Annotated in this window: 3 protein-coding genes; all 3 read left to right on the forward strand. The window is 34.9% G+C overall.

The genetic code is table 11. From position 1 onward, the window contains the following. Positions 1-337: 337 nt before the first annotated feature. The 3 genes from LDB17_RS00240 to LDB17_RS00250 all read left to right on the forward strand — a co-directional run bounded on the left by LDB17_RS00240 (position 338) and on the right by LDB17_RS00250 (position 3,439). On the forward strand, positions 338-907 hold the full coding sequence (locus LDB17_RS00240; protein WP_252636462.1) for an AraC family transcriptional regulator: 570 nt from the start codon (positions 338-340) through the stop codon (positions 905-907). An 80-nt stretch (positions 908-987) separates the two neighbouring features. After that, complete coding sequence (locus LDB17_RS00245; protein WP_252636461.1) at positions 988-3,201, forward strand: cation-translocating P-type ATPase; 2,214 nt, start codon at positions 988-990, stop codon at positions 3,199-3,201. Between the two features lie 19 nt (positions 3,202-3,220). Continuing rightward, positions 3,221-3,439 (forward strand): heavy-metal-associated domain-containing protein, encoded by a 219-nt coding sequence (locus LDB17_RS00250; RefSeq protein ID WP_252636460.1) that lies wholly within the window; start codon positions 3,221-3,223, stop codon positions 3,437-3,439. The last annotated feature ends 159 nt before the right edge of the window (positions 3,440-3,598 follow it).

The following is a 3,598-nucleotide window of genomic DNA, read 5'->3' on the forward strand; positions in this document are numbered from 1 at the left end:
CTCTAAGAAGTTTTTATAGCTTCTAGCTGTTTCTTACACACTATTCTTTTCTTTATTTTTTATATTTAGTTTTATTAATACTATCAATCGTTTATATTAGGTAATTATAATTATCTAATATAAAGTAACTTTTATATAATTAGAGGTAATTAATAAGGTCACATTAAAAAATATATTGTAATCTGTCACTTTTGTCACCTTTTGATTGTATTTCTTTGTTCATTAGTGTGTTATGTTTTTCTGTTTTGTCACCTTTTCTAATAGAAGACAAGCATTGATAATTGAACTATTTGGTGTTATTTTTGTATATAAATAGTTAGTAAACTAGGAGGCGGATATGTTAGAAGAAAAATTATATATAAAGAATATGGTTTGTAATCGTTGCATTATGGTTGTGAAATCTGAACTTGAAAAGCTGGGAATCAGTCCTGTATCTATTATATTAGGTGAAGTAACCTTGTCGGGAGGTTTAAGTCCTCAACAGAAAGATGCGTTGAGTAAAAAACTTGAAGGCTTGGGGTTTGCTCTGATAGATGATAGAAGAGCACGCCTGATAGAGCAAATCAAGAATGCAATTATAGAACTGGTGCATTATAATAATAATGATCTGAAGGTGAATCTATCTGATTATATAAGCGATAAGCTTCATCATGATTATAATTATATCAGTAACCTCTTTTCGGAAATAGAAGGCACAACAATTGAAAAATACTTTATAGCACAAAAGATAGAGAGGGTGAAAGAGTTACTCGTATATGATGAATTGACATTGAATGAAATTGCATTCAAATTAAACTATTCGAGTGTGGCACACTTGAGCTCTCAGTTCAAAAAAGTAACGGGACTCACACCCAGTCACTTCAAACAGATCAAAACCACCAAACGTAAACCATTGGATGAGGTGTAAATCTCATAAACTTTTCAAAGAATAGTATAACAGCCTTCCAAACTATAGTTTCCATATTTGCATCATAAAAGAATACAATTATGAAAACAGATAATAGAGTAAAAAAAACATTTCCTGTGCTGCAAATGAGCTGTGCTTCGTGTGCTATTAGTGCCGAAAGCATAGTAAAAGGGCTAGATGGTGTAAGCAATGCTTCAGTCAATTTTGCTGCGGCAACCCTAAGCGTAGAATACCAACCCGAAATAATTAGCCCTGAACAAATACGAGCAGCCGTTCAGGATGGCGGATATGACTTGTTAATAGAGGATGACAAAGATACTGCGGCAGATACATTGGAAGATATACATAAAAAGAAGTTTAATGTCCTGAAAAGAAAGACAATCTTTGCAGCTATATTCTCTCTGCCTGTTGTTATTATCGGTATGTTTCTGATGGATATTCCGTATGCCAATGAAATAATGTGGGTGCTTTCTACACCTGTTATATTCTGGCTCGGAAGGGATTTCTTTATCAACGCATGGAAGCAGGCGAAACATCGTTCGGCTAATATGGATACATTGGTTGCTTTGAGTACAAGTGTCGCATATCTGTTTAGTGTCTTCAATACCTTATTTCCTCAATTTTGGCTAGATAGGGGAGTTCATCCTCACGTTTATTTCGAGGCTGCCTGTGTTATTATAGCATTTATCTTGCTTGGACGATTATTAGAGGAAAAAGCCAAAGGGAATACATCTTCATCGATAAAGAAACTGATCGGGCTCCAACCTAAAACAGTTACAGTTTCCGAAAATGGAAATTATATAGAACTTCCTATAGAACACGTAAACATTGGCAATATAATAGTAGTGAAACCCGGTGAAAAAGTTGCTGTTGATGGAGTTGTCATAGAAGGTTCCTCATATGTTGATGAAAGTATGCTTAGTGGAGAACCGATACCTGTATTAAAGAAAGAAGGCGAGAAGGTGTATGCCGGAACAATAAATCAGAAAGGAGCTTTTTTGTTCCAAGCCGAAAAAGTTGGAGCAGATACAATGCTCGCTCAAATTATCAGGATGGTACAAGATGCCCAAGGCAGTAAAGCTCCTGTACAAAAACTTGTCGATAAAATAGCTGGTATATTCGTTCCCATAGTCATGTCTATTGCGGTTCTTTCTCTTGTTATTTGGCTTATATATGGAGGCTCTGCTGGCATTACTCATGGTATTTTGGCATTGGTTACCGTGTTAATCATCGCTTGTCCTTGTGCTTTGGGGTTAGCTACACCTACAGCTATTATGGTGGGAATAGGAAAAGGTGCCGAAAAAGGGATATTGATAAAGGATGCCGAAAGTCTAGAGTTAGCAAAAAAAGTAGATGCCATAGTGCTAGATAAAACCGGAACCATAACAGAAGGTAAACCTGTTGTTACTGATGTTTATTGGCTGAGTGGCGATGATAGTAAAAAAGATGTTTTGTATAGCCTGGAAAAACAATCTGAACATCCTTTGGCTGATGCTGTAACAAATTATTTGGCTGGTATTGTTCCTGTGCCTATTCTGGATTTTGAGAGTATCACAGGAAAGGGTGTGATTGGGCTTGTTAATGGAGAAAAATATTTTGTTGGAAACAAGAAATTCATCGATGAAAACGGCATAATTGTCGATAATTTGCTCCTTGAAAAGATGGAAAATTCAAGCTATTCTTCAAAAACTATGATATGGTTTTCTGATAGTAAAAAGGCCATTGCTTTAATAGCTATTACAGATGAAATAAAGGCCACTTCTTTATCAGCAATACAACAGCTTCAATCTTCAGGTATAGAAGTGTATATGCTAACAGGTGATAATTATGCCACAGCAAAAGAAATAGCTTCAAAAGTAGGTATAAATCATTTTCATGCAGAAGTTTTGCCTCAGGATAAAGCTGAGTTTGTAAAGCAGTTGCAGTCAGAGGGTAAAGTTGTGGCTATGGTTGGAGATGGTATAAATGATAGTACTGCATTAGCACAGGCGGATTTGAGTATTGCGATGGGAAAGGGGAGTGATATCGCCATAGATGTGGCTAAAATGACCATTATCTCTTCAGATCTGACAAAGATATCTGAAGCTATAAAATTATCAAAACAAACAGTCGCCACTATTCGCCAAAATCTATTTTGGGCGTTTGTATACAACTTAATTGGTATTCCTTTGGCTGCAGGAGTTCTTTATCCAATAAATGGGTTCTTATTAAATCCTATGATAGCCGGAGCTGCAATGGCATTGAGTAGTGTAAGTGTTGTAAGTAATAGTTTGAGATTGAAATGGAATAAATAATAACTTATAGATTATAATTATGGAAAAGAACGTTTTTAAATTCAAAACAAGCATCAATTGTGGAGGATGTATAGCTAAAGTGACTCCTTATCTAGATTCTGTGAAAGGTATATCTAAATGGGAAGTAGATACAGCTGATAAAAATAAAGTATTGTCTGTTATATCTGATGAGGTTGTGGAATCAGATATTGTCAAAGCTGTTCAGCAAGCAGGATTTAAAATAGAAAAGATCAATTAAATAAAAAAAATAAAAGTCTGTCATTACCACAACGATAGACTTTTACAATAATTTAATTGAATGAAAATAAGTAACCGTAGTGCAAGCTGTAAATAAGAAGTATTGAAAAGCAAAATAATTGCTGCACTACGGTTACTTATTTTCATTCAATTAAATTAT

The sequence above is a fragment of the Dysgonomonas sp. Shenzhen-Wh21 genome, assembly GCF_043392705.1.
Taxonomy (GTDB): domain Bacteria; phylum Bacteroidota; class Bacteroidia; order Bacteroidales; family Dysgonomonadaceae; genus Dysgonomonas.

What these genes read in the sequence shown, in the direction of transcription:
- LDB17_RS00240 (WP_252636462.1), top strand. Translation starts at nt 338, where the DNA reads ATGTTAGAAGAAAAATTATATATAAAGAATATGGTTTGTAATCGTTGC.
- LDB17_RS00245 (WP_252636461.1), top strand. Translation starts at nt 988, where the DNA reads ATGAAAACAGATAATAGAGTAAAAAAAACATTTCCTGTGCTGCAAATG.
- LDB17_RS00250 (WP_252636460.1), top strand. Translation starts at nt 3,221, where the DNA reads ATGGAAAAGAACGTTTTTAAATTCAAAACAAGCATCAATTGTGGAGGA.